Source organism: Massilia sp. GCM10023247 (genome assembly GCF_042653325.1).
Taxonomy (GTDB): domain Bacteria; phylum Pseudomonadota; class Gammaproteobacteria; order Burkholderiales; family Burkholderiaceae_D; genus Telluria.
In genome coordinates this window covers 26,681-45,675 of sequence record NZ_JBHSIB010000027.1, presented here as the reverse complement: position 1 = coordinate 45,675, position 18,995 = coordinate 26,681, and the positions used below count along the sequence as shown (strand labels likewise).

General features: G+C 65.0%; 14 protein-coding genes. 2 read left to right on the top strand and 12 right to left on the bottom strand.

All coding sequences use genetic code 11. The features are described 5' to 3' along the window. The 6 genes from msrP to ACFPAH_RS22085 form a co-directional block, all read right to left on the bottom strand. The gene (gene msrP / locus ACFPAH_RS22110; RefSeq protein ID WP_379749653.1) at positions 1–996 is read right to left on the bottom strand and encodes a protein-methionine-sulfoxide reductase catalytic subunit MsrP; all 996 of its coding nucleotides are present in this window, start codon (positions 994–996) and stop codon (positions 1–3) included. A gap of 70 nt (positions 997–1,066) precedes the next feature. After that, entirely contained in the window at positions 1,067–2,359 is a 1,293-nt protein-coding gene (locus ACFPAH_RS22105) for a PQQ-dependent sugar dehydrogenase (protein ID WP_379749651.1), read from the bottom strand. Next, on the bottom strand, positions 2,356–2,787 hold the full coding sequence (locus ACFPAH_RS22100; protein WP_379749649.1) for a DUF2231 domain-containing protein: 432 nt from the start codon (positions 2,785–2,787) through the stop codon (positions 2,356–2,358). Before ACFPAH_RS22100 ends, ACFPAH_RS22105 begins: the two co-directional genes overlap by 4 nt. A 130-nt stretch (positions 2,788–2,917) precedes the next feature. Beyond that, positions 2,918–4,078: a c-type cytochrome biogenesis protein CcsB gene (gene ccsB, locus ACFPAH_RS22095; RefSeq protein ID WP_379749647.1), complete on the bottom strand. Its 1,161-nt coding sequence runs from the start codon at positions 4,076–4,078 to the stop codon at positions 2,918–2,920. A gap of 43 nt (positions 4,079–4,121) precedes the next feature. Then, positions 4,122–6,212 (bottom strand): cytochrome c biogenesis protein ResB, encoded by a 2,091-nt coding sequence (locus ACFPAH_RS22090; RefSeq protein WP_379749645.1) that lies wholly within the window; start codon positions 6,210–6,212, stop codon positions 4,122–4,124. 129 nt (positions 6,213–6,341) lie between these two features. After that, positions 6,342–7,022 carry a c-type cytochrome gene (locus ACFPAH_RS22085; RefSeq protein ID WP_379749643.1) on the bottom strand — a complete coding sequence of 227 codons (681 nt, stop codon included), beginning with the start codon at positions 7,020–7,022 and terminating at the stop codon, positions 6,342–6,344. Positions 7,023–7,321: 299 nt separating this feature from the next. Between ACFPAH_RS22085 and yihA the strand changes: the two genes are divergently transcribed. Then, positions 7,322–8,047: a ribosome biogenesis GTP-binding protein YihA/YsxC gene (gene yihA / locus ACFPAH_RS22080; RefSeq protein ID WP_379749641.1), complete on the top strand. Its 726-nt coding sequence runs from the start codon at positions 7,322–7,324 to the stop codon at positions 8,045–8,047. A 14-nt stretch (positions 8,048–8,061) separates the two neighbouring features. Continuing rightward, entirely contained in the window at positions 8,062–9,075 is a 1,014-nt protein-coding gene (gene hemB / locus ACFPAH_RS22075; RefSeq protein WP_379749639.1) for a porphobilinogen synthase, read from the top strand. Positions 9,076–9,146: 71 nt separating this feature from the next. Here hemB and ACFPAH_RS22070 read toward each other — a convergent pair whose 3' ends face one another. From ACFPAH_RS22070 to ACFPAH_RS22045, 6 genes are all read right to left on the bottom strand, one after another. Beyond that, positions 9,147–10,838, bottom strand: coding sequence for a tyrosinase family protein (locus ACFPAH_RS22070; RefSeq protein WP_379749637.1), 1,692 nt, complete (start codon positions 10,836–10,838; stop codon positions 9,147–9,149). A gap of 305 nt (positions 10,839–11,143) precedes the next feature. After that, positions 11,144–11,980, bottom strand: a complete 837-nt coding sequence (locus ACFPAH_RS22065) for a hypothetical protein (RefSeq protein WP_379749635.1) — start codon at positions 11,978–11,980, stop codon at positions 11,144–11,146. A 344-nt stretch (positions 11,981–12,324) separates the two neighbouring features. Further along, the gene (locus tag ACFPAH_RS22060; RefSeq protein WP_379749633.1) at positions 12,325–15,465 is read right to left on the bottom strand and encodes an efflux RND transporter permease subunit; all 3,141 of its coding nucleotides are present in this window, start codon (positions 15,463–15,465) and stop codon (positions 12,325–12,327) included. Next, positions 15,462–16,652: an efflux RND transporter periplasmic adaptor subunit gene (locus ACFPAH_RS22055; protein WP_379749631.1), complete on the bottom strand. Its 1,191-nt coding sequence runs from the start codon at positions 16,650–16,652 to the stop codon at positions 15,462–15,464. Before ACFPAH_RS22055 ends, ACFPAH_RS22060 begins: the two co-directional genes overlap by 4 nt. Positions 16,653–16,748: 96 nt before the next feature. Continuing rightward, on the bottom strand, positions 16,749–18,104 hold the full coding sequence (locus ACFPAH_RS22050; protein WP_379749629.1) for an ATP-binding protein: 1,356 nt from the start codon (positions 18,102–18,104) through the stop codon (positions 16,749–16,751). After that, the gene (locus ACFPAH_RS22045) at positions 18,101–18,829 is read right to left on the bottom strand and encodes a response regulator (protein ID WP_379749627.1); all 729 of its coding nucleotides are present in this window, start codon (positions 18,827–18,829) and stop codon (positions 18,101–18,103) included. Before ACFPAH_RS22045 ends, ACFPAH_RS22050 begins: the two co-directional genes overlap by 4 nt. Positions 18,830–18,995: the final 166 nt, after the last annotated feature.

The following is an 18,995-nucleotide window of genomic DNA, read 5'->3' as shown; positions in this document are numbered from 1 at the left end:
TCAGAAGAACTTTTTCAGGTCCATGCCGGCGTACAGCGGCGCCACCTCGGGATAGCCGTTGAACATCAGCGTGTCGCGCTTGCGCTTGAAGAAGCCGTCTTCGCCGATACGCCGTTCGGTCGCCTGCGACCAGCGCGGGTGATCCACCTTCGGATTGACGTTCGAATAAAAACCGTATTCGGAAGGGGCCGACACGTTCCACGCCGTCTTCGGCTGCTCGCGCATGAAACGGATGCGCACGATCGACTTGGCCGATTTGAAACCATACTTCCAGGGCACCACGATGCGCACCGGCGCGCCGTTCTGGTTCGGCAGCACCTGGCCGTACATGCCGACGGTCAATAGCGCCAGCGGATGCATGGCTTCGTCCATGCGCAGGCCCTCGACATAGGGCCAGTCGAGCACGCCGGAGCGCAGGCCCGGCATCTGCTTCGGATCGGCCAGGGTGGTAAATTCGACAAATTTCGCGTTGCCCGTCGGTTCGACGTGCTTGATCAGGTTCGCCAGCGAATAGCCGACCCAGGGAATGACCATCGACCAGCCTTCGACGCAGCGCAGGCGGTAGACCCGCTCTTCCAGCGGTGCCAGCTTGATCAGGCTGTCGATGTCGAGGCGCATCGGCTTTTTCACTTCTCCCTCGATCGACACCGTCCAGGGACGGGTCTTGAGGGTGTGCGCGTTGTCCGCCGGGTCGCCCTTGTCGAGCCCGAACTCGTAGAAGTTGTTGTAGTGAGTGGCGTCCTTGAACGGCGTGCGCGGCTCGGTGGTGGACAGGGAGGGATTGGCGCGGGCGGCCAGCTTCTGCCCGGCCGCGCCCCCTGTGGAGGCGCCCTGGGCGAAAGCCTGGCGGTTGGCCATCTCCCACAGGGCGCCGCCGACGGCCGCGCCGGCAGCCATCCTGGCGATGAACTTGCGCCGCTCTTCATACACCTCGCGCGGCGTGATTTCGGAAGCGGACGGCGGATTCACGCCGTCGCGGGAGGATTTGATGAGCATCGATTAACTCCAGGCAGTTGAATCCCTAAGATACACGAATTCGTCAAATTGCTTTGCCTGGTAGCTCGATTTACTTGGCAGGCGTCACCCGCCACACGGTGTTGGCCAGGTCGTCGGCGACGATGAGCGCGCCGCGTGGATCGACCGTGACGCCCACCGGACGGCCGCGGGTTTTACCGTTGTCATCCCGGAAGCCGGACACGAAGTCGACCGGCGTACCGGAAGGACGACCGTCGGCGAAGGGCACGAAGATCACTTTGTAACCGACAGGATCGGGACGGTTCCAGCTGCCGTGTTCGCCGACAAAGGCGCCGTTGGCAAACTTGTCACCCATGGCCGGGATGGAAAAATTCAGGCCGAGCGCGGCGACGTGTGCCCCCAGGCTGTAATCGGGCTTGACGGCGGCGGCGACCTTTTTCGGGTCTTGCGGCATGACGCGGGCGTCGACGTTCTGGCCCCAGTAGCTGTAGGGCCAGCCGTAGAAGGCGCCTTCGCGCACCGAGGTCAGGTAGTCGGGCACCAGGTCCGGCCCGATTTCGTCGCGTTCGTTGACCACGGCCCACAGCTGCTTGGTTTCCGGGTGAATCGCGAGCGCCGTCGGATTGCGCAGGCCCGTCGCAAACGGTTTATGGGCGCCGGTTTCGACGTCGATCTGCCAGACCATGGCGCGGTCGACTTCCGCCTCCATGCCGCGCTCCGTGATATTGCTGTTCGAGCCGATACCGACATAGGCAAAACGCCCGTCGGGACTGATCGTCAGCGCCTTCGTCCAGTGGTGATTGATCTGGGACGGCAGCTTGGCGATGCTCTTCGGCGGGCCGCCGGCCTTGGTCTGGTTTGCCTCGTAGTCGAAGCTGACCAGCTCATCCTGGTTGGCGACATACACTTTGTTGTTGGCAAACGCGAGGCCGTAAGGCGCGTTCAGGTTGTCCGCAAAGACAGTTTGCAGCTCGTATTTGCCGTCGCCGTCGGCATCGCGCAGCAGGGTCAGGCGATTGCCGCCCTTGACCTGGGTATTGCCCTTGGCCTTGATGTAGCCGGCAATCACGTCCTTCGGCTTGAGCTTGGCGGCGCTGCCGCCACGGCCTTCCGCGACCAGGATGTCGCCATTCGGCAGGACCAGGGTCTGGCGCGGGATTTTGAGGTCGGTCGCGATCGCCGTGATGCTGTAACCGGCCGGCACGGTCGGCTTTTGATCGCCCCAGGCTTCGGGTTCGGCGATCTTCATGCTCGGCAACATGCCGCGCTGCGGTTCCGGCAGTTTCGGGTCGGCGCCAAAGGCAAGCGGGCCGCCGCTCTTGTTGTCGCAGGCTGCCAGCAGCAGCGTCAGGCCGATCAGGCCGAGTGTATTCAGGCGCTTCATTGCACACCTCCGGTACGTGGCGTGAGTCCGATCCAGGCGGCGACCAGGGCCAGCACGGTGACGATAACCGACAGGACCAGGCCGGACGGCATCACCGCCCACGCATCCTTCGCATGCTGGAAGGCATTGATGAGGCCCAGTACGAAGGTTGCCAGCAGCACCAGGAAGTAGGTCAATGGCTGGCCGCCCTTGCGATCCGCGCGCAACAGGTTGATCAGCGCGAACAGCAAGGCAAGCCCGCAGAACACCATCGCGCCGGCGATCAGCCAGGAGGCAAAGTTACTCCACTGGATCTGGTAGGTTTGCTTGTAGGCGATATCGCTCAGCAGTGCGCCGAGGAAGAGCGGAACTGTCCCGGCAAGCAGGATCGCGTGAAGCGGGCTAGGCCCGCTGCGATAGACCGGATGGGCCGTAGTGACGGTAGACATTGCATTGTCCTTGGTATGATTGTAATGATTGAATCATATCAAACATATGCATATCGCGTCGGACGGCGGGCCGGGTGCTGTTTTGTGAATAATGCTGGCTTAGCGCCGTGCTCATGCGCACGGCGCAGGCTCAGAGTTCCCCGTAGGAGTGCAGGCCCGACAGGAACATGTTGACGCCGATGAAGGCGAAGGTCGTCACCAAGAGGCCCACCACCGCCCACCAGGCCGCGACGCGTCCGCGCAGGCCGGACATCAGGCGCATGTGCAGCCAGGCCGCGTAGTTGAGCCAGACGATCAGCGCCCAGGTTTCCTTCGGGTCCCAGGACCAGTAGCCGCCCCAGGCTTCGGCCGCCCACAGCGCCCCCAGGATGGTGGCGACCGTGAAGAAGGCGAAACCGACCGAGATCGACTTGTACATCACGTCGTCCAGCACTTCCAGGCTCGGAATGCGGTCGGCCAGGATGCCGTGCGATTTGAGCAGGTACGCGGTGCCGACCATGGCGGCCAGCGCAAAGGTGCCGTAGCCGATGAAGTTGGCCGGTACGTGGATCTTCATCCACCAGCTTTGCAGGGCCGGGACCAGCGGCTGGATGGTGGCCGCGTCGCGCGAGACCGTGTACCAGAGCAGGAAGGCGACCGCCGCGCCGATGATCAGGAGCACGAAAGCGCCCAGCTGGCGCGTCGCGTAGTGTTCTTCGTAGTACAGGTAGAACAGGGCCGTGATCAGCGCGAACAGGATGAACACCTCGTACAGGTTCGACACCGGAATGTGGCCGATGTCCGGCCCCAGCAGGTAGGACTCGAACCAGCGCACCATCATCCCCGTAAAGCCCATCACCACCGCAGCCCAGCACAGGCGCGAGCCGAGCACGCCGCCGGTGCCGGAGCGCGACAGCAGGCCGATCCAGTAGAACACGGTCGAGAACACGAACAGCGCGCTCATCCACAAGATCGCGGATTGGCTCGACAGCATGTACTTGAGGAAGAATTTTTGTTCGGCGGCGGCCAGCGAGCCGTCGTAGAGCGAAATGGCCCACAGCGACAGCGCGGCGATGAGCGGGATCAGCCAGCGCACCGGCTTCCAGTGCCAGCCCAGCGCGGCGAAGGTGGGCGCGGCCAGCAGCAGGATGGCGCGCTCGTAGACGTCCATGTTGGCGGCATAGCGGTTCAGGGCAAACAGTGCTGCTCCCAGCAGCGCTGCACCGAAAATCCAGTCGATCGCGCTCAAGCGGCGGAAATAACCGGGCGCTTCCTTGTAGATCGTGCCAGGGTTCGGTCGGGATGCTTCCATGATGGTCTCCAATGGCCTGTATATCTTGGCAGCGATTGCCAGCTTACGCCGATTGCGGCAGCTTGGCTGCCAGGTCGGCGAACTCTTTTTCGAAGTCCAGCGTCTTGCGCTGGGTGCTCATCGCCATCAGCGCGTGGGCGCCGTTGCCGTCCTTGCGCACCCAGACCCAGAGGCGACGTTCGCGAATATAGAACATGGCGAAGATGCCGGCAATGAGCAGCACGCAGCCGAGGTAGACGATCTTCTTGCCCGGCGAGCGCGTCACCTGCAGCACCGAGGCCTTGATTTCGTTGAATTCTTCCAGCTGCAGGTAGACCGGGGCGCCGTAGAAGAAGCTGTCCGACAACGCGTTGGTCGCCAGTTGCAGGAAGCGCGCCTGGGTCTCGCTGCCTTCGACCGGGGCCTCGCCGTCGCGCGCGCGCGCGGCCTGCCACAATTCCCACAACGCGCCGTTGAGCATCTTGATGAAGACGCCGGCCGCCTTTTCCTGTTCGCTTGGCGGAATCTTTTCCAGGAACTGGGCCACCGCGACGAAACCGCCCGGCGTGCCGTCGCCGGCGAACATGCCGAGCGTGCGTTCGGCCGACTCGCGCAACTGGTCGTTGAACCCGGGCTGGCTGGCCTGGCCGGGGCTGACCGCGCGCGCCGCATAGCGCCGCGCCGCCTCGGCGCGCAGGACCGGGTCGGCCAGCGCCGCGCGCAGGCGCATCCATTCGCGTACGCCGTGCTTGTCGTCGGCGGGAATGCGCAGGAAGCGGAAGGCCTCGTTCGGGTTGTCGCGCACGCCGGCCAGGTAGACCTGGGCGCCGTCGAGCATCACCGGCTGCATGTAGTTCATGAATTCGCGCGCCTGGCCGGTCTGGTCGCGCAGTTTATATTGCACGCTCGGGCCGACATTCTTGAGGTCCTTGTTGTCGGCGTTCTTCGCGGCCGAGCCGGAAGCCTTGCCCAGCGTGGCGGCGAACTGTTGGTTAAACGACTGGCCCTTGGTCACCGCGCGCGGGTCGTTGCCCGACGTGTTCTCGACGTTGAAGGGACGGAAACCCGACCACTCGACGGCGAAGGTGGTGCCGGCCGCCTTCAGCTCGGTGGCGCCGTTGACTTCGCCCTCGATCTCGAAGGCGTCGTCGATCTTGCCGGCCATCGGGAAGCCGGTCAGTTTCAGGCGGCTGCCGCCGTCCTCGAAGCTCGACTGGTAGACGGCCACGCCCTTGTAGATCAGCGGCTCGTTGACCTTGATCGTGGCCGCGAAGGTCTTGCCGTCCTCGCGGTCGTGCACCACGACGTCGCTGGCGAACAGCTTGGGCATGCCGGTCGAGTAGAAATCGATGTGGAATTTCTTCAGCTCGATCGCGAACGGCAGATCTTGCAGCAGCGAGCCGCTGGCTTGCGGAATGGTGGCGGTCTGGCCGGTCTGGCCCTCGGCCAGCAGGATGTTGCCGCGGTAGGTGGGGTTGGCGACGCTCAGGCGGTGCTGGGCCGGCACCTCACTGATCAGGCCGCCGCCCATATAGGGAGTTTTGCCGAAGAACCATTGCTGGACACGGATGGGCAGTTCGGAGTCGAGCATGCCGCCCAGCAGGATCACGATGATGGCCGTGTGCGCGAAGATATAGCCGAACTTGTTGCCCGCGCCCTTCTTCGCCGCCACCAGCACGCCGTGCTCCTTCTCGACGATCTTGACCTTGTAGCCGGCGTGGCCGAGGCGGGCCGCGCTCTGCGCGGCCAGGGCGGCCGGATCGAGCGCGGCCGTCCACTCGTTCTTGTGGTGGAAGTTGCGCAGCGAGTCTTCGCGCACATGCTCGCGCCAGCTGCGCATGTCGCGCATCATCTTGGGCCCGTTGCGCACCACGCACAGGCCGGTGGAGACGATCAGCACCAGCAGGATGGCCAGGAACCACCAGCTGGTGTAGACGGTGTAGACGCCGAATTTGCGGAAGACTTCGTACCAGAAGGGGCCGAACTGGTTCACATAGTTCGGCATGATGTCGCCCTGGCGCACCACGGTGCCGATGATGGCGGCAATCGACAGCAGCACCAGCAGGCTGATGGCAAAACGCATCGACGACACCAGCTCGACAGCTTCGGCCACCCAGCGGCGGCGCGTGTTCAATTCAATTCCGGTGGTGCTCATTCTGTTTCCAACTTCCTCGTGCGGCGGATCACCGCAAGCTTGCAGGGATCAAAAAGAAAGGGGCGCCGGCTCGCGCCGCCACCCCTTGGTCTTACCCCTCGTCTTTCATCTTACCGGCACGACATGGGATCAGCGCAGCCCGGCGATGTAGTCGGCGACAGCCTTCATTTCGGCGTCCGACAGGCGCTGCGACAGGGCCGTCATCTGCGGGCTGTTGTTGCGTGCGCCAGTGCGGAAGGCCACCAGCTGGGCTACCGTGTAATCCTGCATCTGGCCGGCGAGGCGTGGATACTGTACCGGAATCCCGCTGCCGGTGGCGCCGTGGCAGCTAGCGCAGGCGGCGACGCCCTTCTCGGCGATGCCGCCGCGGTAGATCTTGCGGCCCAGCTCGACCGTGTCCTTGTTCTTCGCCGCACCCGGCTTGGCCTGCTGCACGGCAAGGTAAGCGGCAACATTGCGCTTTTCCTCGTCGGTGAGCATCTTGGCATAGGTCGTCATGATCGGGTTGACGCGTTGCGGCGTCGTGAAGTCGACCAGCTGTTTATGGGTGTAGGCTTCGATCTGGTTCGACAGCTTGGGATTGGCCGCGATGGTCGAATTGCCGTTGGCGCCGTGGCAGGACAGGCAGGCAGGCAGGCCACGGGCATTGTCGCCGCTGTCGTACAGGGTGGCACCCTTGGCGGGATCGGGTTTGGCGGGACGCTGCGCTTCCGCGGCGCCGGCCGTAGCGGCAGTACCGAGAACCAGGGTTGCAGCCAACAACGATTTCACGAACACCGCGCTAGCGGTCGATACAGACACACGATTCATTCGAGCACCCTGAAAAAGTCGACAACAAATTATTGTAAATACAGAACTGAAACCAGCGCCTTTTATAGAAGGAACTCGAGGACCGTCGCGAGCGGAAGGAGATTTGCCCGAGCCGCCGAGGCGGTGATGCTCGCTGTACGGTGGTACAGCGGGCTATCGCCTTGGCGGCGCAGGGCAAATATCCGACGCGCAGCAGGTTATTCGAGGTTCTTCACGCCGCGAACAATAGATAACCCCTTATTGTACAATAGCTTTGTTTCCCTATTGCTTCATTTCATTGCCTTTTTCACCTCTCCCCCATGTCCAAACTCTGGCAAGCCCGCTTCTTCACGACCGTCAACCAGCTGCGCGATCTCCCCAACACCGTGGTGCCCGAGATCGCCTTCGCCGGCCGTTCCAACGCGGGCAAGTCGACCGCGATTAATATCCTGACCAACCAGAAGGGCCTGGCGTTCGCCTCCAAGACCCCTGGCCGCACCCAGCACATCAATTATTTCTCGATCGGCGGCGCCCACGTCGGCCAGCACCGCAAGGACCCGACGATCGTCGATGAAATCCGCGCCCTGCTGGTGGACTTGCCGGGCTATGGCTATGCGGAAGTGTCGGGCAATGCCAAGCTGCACTGGCAAAAGCTGCTCGGCGACTACGTGCAGCGGCGCGAGCAGCTCGCGGCGCTGGTGCTGATCATGGATTCGCGCCGTCCCTTCACCGACCTCGACGTGCAGATGCTCGAATGGTTCGCGCCGACCGGCAAGCCGATCCACTGCATCCTGACCAAGGCGGACAAGCTCAACCGTAACGAGCAGGCCAACGTGCTGCGCGAAGCCAAAGGCGTGCTGGAAAGCTATGTCGACGAGGATGGCGAAGGTTTCCCGTTTACGGTGCAGTTGTTCTCCGCCCTGAAACGCATCGGCATCGAGGAAGCCGATGCCAAGATCCAGCAACTGGTCGGACTGGACCGCGATGACGCTGTCGATGATGCGGCCGATCCCGCCGGCGACGCCAACCCGGACCACACCTCCTGAAGAAAGCGACTTCGATGACCACGATTACCTCCGTCATGTATCCCGCCACCCGCCTGCGCCGCATGCGCCGCGACCCGTTCTCGCGCGCCCTGATGCGCGAAAACACCGTCACCGCATCCGACCTGATCTATCCGGTCTTCATCCTCGACGGCGAGAACCAGCGCCAGCAGGTGGCATCGATGCCGGGCGTGGAACGGGTATCAAGCGACCTCCTGATGGGCGTGGCCGAAGAATGCGTGGCGCTCGGCATTCCGGTACTGGCGCTGTTCCCGGTCATCGACGCTTCGCTGAAAACGGATGACGGGGTGGAAGCGACCAACCCCGACGGCCTGGTGCCGCGCACAGTCAGGGCGCTCAAACAACGCTTCCCCCAACTCGGTTTGCTGACCGACATCGCGCTCGATCCCTACACGACCCATGGCCAGGACGGCTTGCCCGACGAGACCGGCTACATCGTCAACGAAAAGACGATCGCCATGCTGACCCGCCAGGCCCTGACCCATGCCGAGGCCGGCGTGGACGTGGTGGCGCCCTCGGACATGATGGACGGGCGCATCGGCGTGATCCGCAACGCGCTCGAGGAGCGCGGCTTCATCCATACCCGCATCATGGCGTATTCGGCCAAGTATGCCTCGGCCTTCTACGGCCCCTTCCGCGACGCCGTCGGTTCCGCGGCGAATCTCGGCAAGGCCGACAAGAACACCTACCAGATGGATCCGGCCAACAGCGACGAAGCGCTGCGCGAAGTGGCGCTCGACATCGCCGAAGGCGCCGACATGGTGATGGTCAAGCCCGGCATGCCCTACCTCGACGTGGTGCGCCGCGTGAAGGACGAGTTCAAGGTGCCGACCTTCGCCTACCAGGTCAGCGGCGAGTACGCGATGATCAAGGCCGCCGCCCAGAACGGCTGGCTGGACCACGACAAGGTCATGATGGAAGCGATGATGGCCTTCAAACGCGCCGGCGCCGATGGCGTGCTGACGTATTTTGCGCTGGACATCGCGCGCAAGCTGAAGGCGGGCGGCTAAATCCGTCCCGTCGGATTCAAAACAAGAAACCGTGCCGAGGCACGGTTTTTTTATGCCGCGGCAACCGCCGCTCAATACGCTTCGATATTCACGCCCACCAGCTCGACGTCTCCCTCGTCGCCCATGCCGTGGTGCCCCATCATCGCGTGCATCGACACCACCCGCAGCCTGACCGTCCCGTCGCCCGCCATCGGCTGCATCCTGCCCGACTGCTGGAGCCTGTCGCCCAGCGGCAGGGCGAAGGACAGCGCGCCGTGGGTGCCGCGGTGCCCGAACATGGTGATCGTCGCCAGGTAGAATGGACTGCCCTGCTCCACATGCGCGGGGTCGTCCGGGCCGTTGAGGAGGACGACGTAGGCGTCGCGGCACAGTTGCGGGAAGTTCAGCGTGACGTTGGCGACCAGGCTGGTGCCGCTGCTGGCCGCCTGTTCGACCGTCCCCGCCGGCAGCTGGACCGTCCCCATGGCCGGTTGCGGGCCGTGCACGCGGCGATTCAGGACCTTGCCGCCGTAGACGCGCCGGGTCGCCGTGCGCGGCTTGCCGCCGCCCGCGCCGCCGGCAACCTCCTCTCCCGAACCCGGCTCGTAGTCGTAGCCGAAGGCGGCCATCGACTCGTAATCGCCGTTGCGGGTCTTGGTCACCGGCTGGCCGCGGCTGTCGACGAAGAACAGCAGCGGTTCGCGCGCCCAGCGGTAGTAGTCGGTGGCGCGCTCGGCAGCGGATTTCTGCTCGTCCGGCAAGTCGGTGCGCAGCTCGGCGCCGGCCGGTGCGGTGGGCAGGCCGAGCGCTGCCTGCTTGCGCGTCCACACGTCCCACAGGCGGTCCATGTTCCCGTGGTGCAGGAAAAAGATCGGGTCGACCGGCGACAGCATGTCCGCCATGAAGCCGGCCGTCTCGACGAAATTGCAGTCGCGCGAGCCGACGCAGCGGTGCACCGAATTGTGCGGGCGTGCCTCGAGGATGCCGAAACCGGCCGCGGTGGCGTGGTTCGCGCTCTTCGGGCTGCCGAAGGTGGGGAAGTCGCGCGCATCGAGGGCGGCGCGCACGGTGGCGATCGAGACCGAATCGCTGGTCGAGACGTTGAAGCCGGGCCGCTCGCGGCGGATGCCGCGCGCATTCGGCTGGTCGAAGAACAGGCGTCCGGACGGGTCGCGCAGGATGTCGAACATCAGGTCGGCATCGAAGCGCACGCTGCGCGCCAGCAGTTGCGCATACTGCGAATTGCGGCTGAAGACGCCGCCGGGCGAGCTCCAGTAGCCGGAACCGGCGATCGCGCTGGCCAGGCGCCGCTCGAAGTTGTCGGCGCTCGGGATGTAGGCCGCATGGTTGGGGTCGAGCACGTCGTCGAACATGCCGTCGGGGATCTGCGGTTCCGCGGTCCAGTCCCAGTAGGGCAGCGCGAAATGCGGGTCGTGGCTCAGCTCACGGCAGATCTGCTCGAACCAGCCCAGGTAGCCGCGGTGCCAGGACAGGAACCACCAGTTGCCGTGCGGGCAGTCGAGCGTGTGGACGATCGCATGGCGATACCAGTTGCGCGGATCTTCGGGCGGCAGCTCGAGCATCGCGCGCACCGCGCGGGCATAGCTCTTGAGCATTCTTTTGCCCATGGTCGAAGAAGCATTGTAGCGGCGGTATTGCGGCGCGTTTGCCGGTTTCGCCGCGAAGGCGCCGAGCGGCAGCATGCTGGCGCCGAGTGCGAGGCTTGCGGTCTTGAGGGTGGCGCGGCGCGTGGGATTGAAAGCCGGGTAAGGCTTGTCGGTCATGACGTGCTCCGGTTGGTTCAGGTGGGCCCTGGCGACCAGGGACATTGCCCCTCTAAAACCGGTGGCTGGCACGCACCAGATGGGGCATGCACTTGAGCCTAACGCGTCTGCATATTGTGTTTATGGCAAAACTCAAACGAGCTGAGCAATGGAGCGGCGCGTGGAGTGGACACCTGTGTCGACCCGACGTACTTAATTGCCGAGAGAAAAAGTGGCGCCGCTACTTTCAAGTAGGTTGGGCACTTGTGCCCACCCTACGTTGCTGAAATAAAAAAAACCGTGCAGGGGCACGGCTTTTTTTCGCATTACCGGCCTGGTGCCGCCCTGTACTCCGGGAACATTTCCTTCATCAGGAAAGCCTGCAGCTCGGCCGTGTCCTGCGGGCGCGCGCTCATCGTCACGACGCGGCCCAGGCGATGCGAGTCCCACTCGAAGTCGCCCTTCTTTTCGCGGCGGATCAGCTCGATCATCTTCTTGACCACGGCCGTTTCGACGTCCGGCTCGCTGCCCTGCTCCACCGTCACCGCAGTCAGCCAGCGGCGCTTGAAGTTGGGGTTCCAGCCGCGGAACTTGAGGTCCATGCTGTGGAAGGTCTTGTTCGATACCGAGAAGATGCCGCCCGACTCGTTCGCGTCGTCGCGCCCGCGGTTGTTGATCGCCGCGATGTTCGCCAGCGCGTTGCGGGTGCCGCGCGCCGCTTCGCTTTCCTCGGTGGTGGTGCTGGGGTCGGTGGCGCCGCGCGCCTGGCGGCGCTTGGCGATGAAGTCCGCCATGTCCATTGCGGGCGGCGCCTCCTCGCGCTTGGCTTCCTGCACCGGCTCGGCCTTGGCGACTTCGACCGGTTTTTCGTCGGGCAAGGTAATGGTGTCGGGCAGGCGCTCCACGCGCGGACGGGTCGGCGCGGCGCGCGGGGTGTTCTTCGAGGGTTCGACAGGCTTGCGGGTGGCCGACTTCTGCGGCGGCGGCGGCGACGGCTTCGACAGCGGCGCGACGTAGACGACTTCTTCCTGGCCGGATGGCGCCGAGGCCTTTTTCTCGGTACGTTCCGGCTGGTACAAGTACAAGCCTACCAGCAGCAGGTGCAGGCCGATCGTGAGCGCCAGGCCGGTGCGGTTGGTGCGCCGTTCGCCATACTGGAGCACGGTGCTTGCAGGCAGGGGCTGCCCGCAATGTGCGCAGACATCGCTCTCGCTCGTGCAGGTATGGGAATCGTCACGCAAGTTCAATAGCACATCCTGATAAGTCGCCGAAGGCGGCCGAGTGCGGAAGTCTACCCGGTTTGGGCCCCTTCCGCACTCCTGCCTTACAGGAACCTCGCTCAGCCTACTGCGCGTCGGCGTGTCGGCCTCCGATGCTCGCTGTACCGCCGTACAGCGAGCATCACTGCCTTGGCGTCTCGGCCAACACACCTTCCGCTCGCTCGGCTGAGCAAGGTTCCTGCCCCGAGCTTACCGTCTTGCTCTGCCGACAGTTGTTACAACTTGTTTCAGGCCGCCCGTGACGGGTGCTTCAGCGCGGGATGCGGCTCGGGCGTGGCGTGGGCCGCCTCGGCCGCGGCCACGTCGTCGTCCGTCATCGGCCCGGTGCCGCTGTACTTGTCGAGGTACAGGTAGATGACCGGCGTGATGTAGAGCGTGATCACCTGCGAGAAGATCAGGCCGCCCACCACGGCCAGGCCCAGCGGCTGGCGCAGCTCGGCGCCGGCGCCGATGCCCAGCGCGATCGGCAACGCGCCCATCATCGCCGCCAGCGTCGTCATCAGGATCGGGCGGAAGCGCAGGATGCAGGCCTCGCGGATCGCATCGACCGGCTTCATGCCGGCATTTCTTTGGGCATCGAGCGCGAAGTCGATCATCATGATCGCGTTCTTCTTGACGATACCGATCAGCATCAGGATGCCGATCATCGCGATCAGCGTCAGGTCCATGTCGAACAGCCACAGCGTGAGCAAGGCCCCGACCGCCGCCGAGGGCAGGCCTGCCAGGATGGTCAGCGGGTGGATGTAGCTCTCGTACAGGACGCCGAGCAGCACGTAGATGACGCCGATCGCCGTGATGATCAGGATCAGCTGGCTCGACTGGGTGTCCTGGAACACTGCCGCGTCGCCGCCGTACTGGGTGATGACGGATGCCGGCAGCTTCATGTCGCGGCCCATCTGCTCGATCGCTGCGGTGGCATCGCCCAGCGGCACGTTCGGCGCCAGGTTGAAGGACAGGGTAATGGCCTGCAACTGCCCCTGGTGGTTGATCGCGATCGGGCCGACCGTGCGCCGCACGCTGGCAAAACTCGACAATTTCACCAGTTCGCCCGACTTCGACCGCACCGAGACTTTACCCAGCGCATCGTCGTAATAGCGGTCCGCTTCGGCCGCTTCCAGGATCACGTAGTAACTTGCCGCGCTCGTATAAATGGTCGACACCTGGCGCTCGCCGAAGGTGGCGTAGAGCACGCTGCGCACGCTGGCCATGTCGACCCCGAGGCGCGACGCCTTGTCGCGGTCGATGTCGAGGGTCGCCTGCAGGCCGCGGTTCTGCGAATCGCTGGTGACGTCGCGGAACAGCGGGTTGGCGCGCATGCGCTCGAGGAACTGCTCGGCCCAGCCGCCGATTTCGCCGCCCGACACGCTCTGCAGCGTGTACTGGTAGCGGCTCTTGCTCTGGCGTCCGCCCAGTTGCAGGTTCTGCACCGGCGACATGTAGACCTGCACGCCGGCAATCCCGCGCGTGGCCTTGCGCAATTCGTCCAGCACGACCGGCATCGCCGGACGTTCACTGCGCGGCACCAGCACCAGGAACATGCGGCCGGTGTTGCCGCCGCCGGTAAACGAGGTGACGTCCTGCACGTGCTTGTTGGCGCGCATCGCGTCGACCACCTTGCCCTGCAGTTCCATCAGCTTGGCCGACGAGGTGTCCTCGGCCGCTTCGACGGTGACGCGCAGCTGGCCCAGGTCTTCCTCGGGGAAGAAGCCCTTCGGCATGGTCGAATACAGGAAGACGGTCAGTACCAGGGTGCCGACGGCCAGCATCAGCACCAGGAAGCGGTGGCGCAGCGCGGAATCGAGGGTGCGTCCATAGCCGTTGCGCACGCTCGTGAACATGGCCTCGAAACGGCGCCCGATCCAGGACATCTCGTGCGGCTCGACGTGGCCGCCGCCCTTGATCAGGCGCGAGCACAGCATCGGCACCAGGGTCAGCGAGACCACCGCCGACACCAGCACGGCCAGCCCCACCACGACCGCGAACTCACGGAACAGCAAGCCGATCACGCCCGGCATGAAGAAGATCGGGATGAACACGGCCACCAGCGAAATCGAGATCGAGATGATGGTAAAACCCATCTCGCGCGAGCCGACCAGGGCTGCATGGAAAGGTTTTTTGCCCATCTCCATGTGGCGCACGATGTTTTCCAGCACCACGATGGCGTCGTCGACCACCAGGCCGACCGCCAGCGTAATGCCGAGCAGGGAGATGTTGTCGAGGCTGTAGCCGAAGGCGTACAGCAGCGACAGCGCGCCCAGCAGCGAGATCGGGACCGTCACCGCCGGGATCAGGGTGGCCGTCAGGCGATGCAGGAACAGGAAGATCACCAGGATGACCAGGATCACCGTGCCGGCCAGGGTCAGGTTGACGTCGTGGATGGCTTCGCGGATCGAGATCGAACGGTCGTTGACGAGGTGGATCTTGATCGAGGCCGGCAGTTGCTGCTCGAACTTCGGCATCAGCGCGCGCACCGAGTCGACCACCTGCACGGTGTTCGCATTCGGCTGGCGCTGCACCATCAGCACGATCGAGCGCTCGCCGTTCAGGCTGCCCGCGGCCTTGACCGACTGGTAGCTGTCCTCGACTTCGGCCACGTCGCGCAGGCGCACCGGCAGGCCGTCGCGGTTGGCGACGATCAGGTTGGCAAAGTCGGCTGCTTTGCGCATCTGGCCGCCACCCTGGATGGTGAGTGTCTGGGCCGGGCCGTCGAGCACGCCCAGCGGCGCGTTGGAATTGGCGGCGCGCAGCGCGGCGGCCAGTTCGTCCATCGAAATATTTCGCGCGTTCATCAGGTCGGAACGGGCGCGCACGCGCACGGCGTAACGCTTGCCGCCGTTGACCGTGACCTGGGCGATGCCTGGCAGGGTCGAGATCGCCGGCGAGACCATGTTCTCGGCGTAATCGTTCAGCTCCGACAGGTTCATCGACGGCGAGGTCATGTGCATGAACAGGATCGGCGAGTCGGCCGGATTGACCTTGCGGTAGGACGGCAGGTCCGTCATCTCCTGCGGCAACTGGCGCTGGGCGGCCAGCAGCGCGGCCTGCACGTCGACGGCGGCCTTGTCGACGTCGATCTCGTTGGCGAACTCGAGGGTCAGGCTGGTATTGCCCTGGGTGCTGGTCGAGGTGATCAGCTTGATGCCGGCGATCGTCGAGAATTGCTTTTCGAGCGGCAGCGCCACCGAGGACGCCATCGTCTCCGGGCTGGCGCCGGGCAGGTTGGCGCCGACGTTGATGACCGGGGTGTTATAGCTAGGGAGTGCGGCGACCGGGATGTGCATGTAGGCCAGCACGCCGACCAGCACCAGGCTGATCGACAGCAGCACCACCATCACCGGGCGGCGGATACACAGTTCGGACAAATTCATGCGGCTTTATCCTTTCCCGCCGGTGCAGCAGGACCGCCTTGTGGCTTGGCACCTGCCAAGCGTACCTTGCCGCCCGGACGCAGGTTCTGCTTGCCTTCAGTAATGACCTGCTCGTTGCCGGACAGGCCGGTCACGGCCGCGTTCAGGCCGAAGGCGTGCTGGCGCGTGATCGGCACCATGCGCGCCGTGCCGTCCTTCTCGGCCACGTAGACGAAGGTCCCCTGGGCGTTGATGATAATCGCGTTTTGCGGAATCACCATGGCGTCCTTGATCGTGCGCACGGTCACCCGGGTATTCACGTATTGTCCCGGCCACAACAGGCCCTCGGCATTGCCGAACTGGGCTTTGACGCGGATGGTGCCGCTGGTCGGGTCGACGGTGTTGTCGACAAAGCTCAGTTCGCCCGTCACGGGCTTGGCGTCGGCCTCGCCGGTGCTCGCCTCGACGGCGACCTTGCCCGCCCGTTGCGCGGCCAGCAGCGAGCCCAGGCTCGATTCCGGCAGCGTGAAGGCGACGTCGATCGGGTCGAGTTGGGTGACGGTGGTGAGCGAGGTCGCCGGCTGCACCAGCGAACCCGGATAGACGTTGATGGCGCCGACGCGGCCGGCCATCGGCGCGCGGATGCTGGTGTAGCTGGCGTTGACCTGGCGGGCGCGCGCGGCGGCGCTGCTGGCGGCCAGCGCGGCGCGGGCCGCCTCGACCTGGCTGCGCAGCGTGTCGACGGCGCTCTGGGCGAGGAATTTCTGGGCGACCAGTTCCTGGCTGCGCTTGTACTGGCGCTCGAGGTCGGCCAGGGTGGCGCGGCCGCGCTGGACTTCGGCTTGCGCCTGGGCCAGGCTGGCCTGGTCGCTGCGGTCGTCGAGCGAGAACATCAATTGGCCGGCCTTCACGAACTGGCCTTCCTTGATATGCACCTGGCGGATCGTGCTGGTCGTTTGCGGCCGCAAATCGACCGTGCGCTGCGGGGTGACGGTGCCGTTGGCCGCGACGTCGACGCCGACATCCTGGCGTTGCGGCGCGACCACATTGACGGTGGTGGGCGGCATCGCGCCGCCGCGCCCGCCGGGACCGCCCGGGGCGCCCTGCCCGCTTCCGGCCTCGGCATGGACACCGCGGTTCATGTACCAGGTTCCCGCCGCACCGGCGGCAACGACGATGGCGATCACTGCTAGCGTATTCTTTTTCATTCAGGTCCCTTACCGCGCGTCCCGGCGGCTTTATCGATCAATCAATGCAATGCGAAAGCTGCGATGCTACCAGCGTCACTGGCGCCCATGGCAGCCTTATTTTTCAGGATAGTATTCCGGCAGCATCAGCGTCACTTCCAGTCCGCCTTCGGGATGGTTCGCGAGCGTGATGCTGCCCCCGTGCTGTTCGGCAATGTTGCGGGCGATCGTCAGGCCCAGGCCGGTGCCGCCGGATTCGCGCGAGCGCGAGGTCTCGACGCGGTAGAACGGATCGAATACGCGCTGCATCTCGGCCTGTGGAATCCCGGGGCCGGCGTCGCGCACGCGGATGCGCGCCGCGCCCTTGACCCGGTCCACCACGACCTGGGCCGTCTGGCCGTACTTGACCGCGTTGTCGATCAGGTTGCCCAGGCAGCGGCGCAGGTCGAGCGGACGTCCCAGCAGCGCCATGCCCGAGCGCCCCGACAGCGTGACCGGCTGGTCGGCGTCGGCGGCGTCGTCGACGCTGGCGGCCACCAGCGAATCGAGGTCGAGCATCTGCATGCTCCCCGTGGTATCCATGCTGCGCGCCAGCTCGAGCCCCTCGCGCACCATGGCCTGCATGGCCGACAGGTCGCCGATCAGGCGTTCCTGCAGCTCGTCGTCCGCGACTTTTTCCAGGCGCAGGCGCATGCGCGTGAGCGGCGTCTGCAGGTCGTGGGTGATCGCGGCCAGCATTTGCGTGCGCTGGAAGATGTACTGGCGAATGCGCGCCTGCATCGCGTTGAAGGCGGCGCTGGCCTGGCGGATTTCGCTGGCGCCGGTGAGGTCGAGCGCGGCGCGGTTGATGTCGTTGCCGAGGTCCTGCGCCGCTTGCGCCAGCTGCTTGAGCGGGCGCGTCGTCATGCGCGCGACCAGGTAAGCGAGGAAGGCGATGCTGACGAAAAACAGGGCGAGCACGCCGCGGTAATCGGTCTCGACGCCGACCAGCGAGCGCGGCGGCAGGACGGCCAGGTGCAGCTGCTCGCCGTCGCGCAGGCGCACGTTCAGGTTTTCGCAGGCGCCGGTCCATTCGGCGCTGAGCAGGCCGTACAGCAGGGGCATGCGCGGCGGATGGGCGCAGGCCTCGGGACGCTGTGCTGCCGAGGCGATCAGGTAGTCCGGGCCGAGGCGGTCGGACAGGGTCCTGGCGAAGATCGACATCGGCGCCTGTCGATGCGGCGCGCCGACTTCGAGCTGCAGGCCGGGACGGTTGGCCACGGCCAGGTAGGCGCGCCGGGCCGAGGCCGGCACGATCTCGGTCGCCATGATGAGCTGCTCGGCGCGCTCGATCAGGGTCTGGTCGCGCTGGCGCTCGAGCACGCGCTGGCGCTCGACGTCGGCCAGCCACTGGGTCAGCGCGGCCGATACCAGAATGCCGAGCAACAGGGTAGCGAAGACACGGCCGGTCATCGAGCCGATGAAGGCTTTCACGCGGCCGGCTCCACCGTGACCTGGCCGGCCAGCACATAGCCGCCGTTGCGCACGGTCTTGATAATTTGCGGCATGCGCGCATCCTCGCCCAGCTTCTGGCGCAGGCGGCTGATCTGGATGTCGATCGAGCGGTCGAACGGATCGGCGTCACGTCCCTGCGTGAGGTTGAGCAGCTGGTCGCGGTTGAGCACGCGGTTCGGGTGTTCCAGGAAGACGCGCAGCAGGCGGAACTCGGCGCCCGAGAGCATGATCACCACGCCGTCCGGGTTGACCAGGTGGCGCGCGGTGAGGTCGAGCGTCCAGCCGGCAAAGCGCATCTGCTGCACGTTCTCGGTCGGGGCATTCGAGGGCATCGCATGCGAGCGGCGCAGCACGCTGCGGATGCGCGCCAGCAGCTCGCGTGGCTCGAAGGGTTTCGGCAGGTAGTCGTCGGCGCCCATCTCCAGGCCGAGGATGCGGTCGAGCGGCTCGTTGCGGGCGGTCAGCATGATGACCGGCAGGCTCGAGGTGGCGCGCAGCTTGCGGCACAGGGTCAGGCCGTCGTCGCCGGGCAGGTTCAGGTCGAGCACGATCAGGTCGGGGCGCGACTCGTCGAGAATTTTCCACATCGCGACGCCGTCGCCCGCTGCCAGCGCGCGGTAGCCATTCGACTCGAGGTAATCGGCCAGCAGCTGGCGAATGTCGCGGTCGTCGTCGACGATGAGGATAGTAGAGGGATTGTCCATGGGCGCAATTATCCCTGCTTACATTCGCAGTGCACAGCGCATTTGTATCGGTATGTATATGGATTCAGGAAGGAAACATATTGATACAAAGTGTGTGGCAGGGGACACGCTGGGCTTACATTTTTTGGCGAAGATGGTCCTGTGCAGCGAGCAGTTCACGCCACAC

Coding starts and splice junctions, on each gene's coding strand:
- msrP (WP_379749653.1), bottom strand. CDS start 996: ATGCTCATCAAATCCTCCCGCGACGGCGTGAATCCGCCGTCCGCTTCC.
- ACFPAH_RS22105 (WP_379749651.1), bottom strand. CDS start 2,359: ATGAAGCGCCTGAATACACTCGGCCTGATCGGCCTGACGCTGCTGCTG.
- ACFPAH_RS22100 (WP_379749649.1), bottom strand. CDS start 2,787: ATGTCTACCGTCACTACGGCCCATCCGGTCTATCGCAGCGGGCCTAGC.
- ccsB (WP_379749647.1), bottom strand. CDS start 4,078: ATGGAAGCATCCCGACCGAACCCTGGCACGATCTACAAGGAAGCGCCC.
- ACFPAH_RS22090 (WP_379749645.1), bottom strand. CDS start 6,212: ATGAGCACCACCGGAATTGAATTGAACACGCGCCGCCGCTGGGTGGCC.
- ACFPAH_RS22085 (WP_379749643.1), bottom strand. CDS start 7,022: ATGAATCGTGTGTCTGTATCGACCGCTAGCGCGGTGTTCGTGAAATCG.
- yihA (WP_379749641.1), top strand. CDS start 7,322: ATGTCCAAACTCTGGCAAGCCCGCTTCTTCACGACCGTCAACCAGCTG.
- hemB (WP_379749639.1), top strand. CDS start 8,062: ATGACCACGATTACCTCCGTCATGTATCCCGCCACCCGCCTGCGCCGC.
- ACFPAH_RS22070 (WP_379749637.1), bottom strand. CDS start 10,838: ATGACCGACAAGCCTTACCCGGCTTTCAATCCCACGCGCCGCGCCACC.
- ACFPAH_RS22060 (WP_379749633.1), bottom strand. CDS start 15,465: ATGAATTTGTCCGAACTGTGTATCCGCCGCCCGGTGATGGTGGTGCTG.
- ACFPAH_RS22055 (WP_379749631.1), bottom strand. CDS start 16,652: ATGAAAAAGAATACGCTAGCAGTGATCGCCATCGTCGTTGCCGCCGGT.
- ACFPAH_RS22045 (WP_379749627.1), bottom strand. CDS start 18,829: ATGGACAATCCCTCTACTATCCTCATCGTCGACGACGACCGCGACATT.